The sequence below is a fragment of the Roseateles sp. P5_E1 genome (genome assembly GCF_054049335.1).
Genome location: NZ_JBFUMN010000223.1, coordinates 1 through 678 on the forward strand (window position 1 = coordinate 1; position 678 = coordinate 678).

The 678-nt window shown below is 69.5% G+C and carries 1 protein-coding gene; it reads left to right on the plus strand.

Features of this window, described 5'->3' with window-relative positions; all coding sequences use genetic code 11:
* Positions 1-656, plus strand: a 656-nt coding sequence (locus tag ACXJKJ_RS30725; RefSeq protein WP_457395272.1) for a chorismate-binding protein, incomplete at its 5' end; no start/stop codon positions are given.
* Positions 657-678 lie beyond the last annotated feature (22 nt).

Sequence of the window (678 nt, forward strand, 5' to 3'; positions counted from 1 at the left end):
ACCCGGCACCGTTCGCCGGGCTGTTCATGGCGCAGGGCAGGGCGGTGGTCAGTTCCTCGCCGGAGCGGTTGGTGTCGGTGCATGGCGATGACGTGCAGACCCGTCCCATCGCAGGGACCCGCCCGCGCTTCGCCGGGGACGACGATGCCGCGCGTATCCGTGAGCTGGTCGGCCATCCCAAGGAGCGCGCCGAGCACGTGATGCTGATCGACCTGGAGCGCAACGACCTGGGCCGCATCTGCACACCGGGCAGCGTGGAAGTGGATGAGCTGATGACCGTGGAAAGCTACGCGCATGTGCACCACATCGTCAGCAACGTGCGCGGCCGCCTGCGCGAGGGCGTCAGCCCCGGCCAGGTGATCGCCGCCACCTTCCCCGGCGGCACCATCACCGGCTGCCCCAAGGTGCGCTGCATGCAGATCATCGCCGAGCTGGAACAGACCGCGCGTGGCGCCTATACCGGTGCGTTCGGCTGGCTGAACCGCGACGGCGACCTGGACCTGAACATCCTGATCCGCACCGCCGAGGTGAGCGCGGGCAGCGCCGCGTTCCGTACCGGCGCCGGCATCGTGGTCGATTCGGACCCGGACAAGGAACTGGACGAAACCCGCGCCAAGGCGCGCGGCCTGATGCGGGCGCTGGGCCGGCATGATTGAGCCGTTTGGCGGTGTGCAGCAC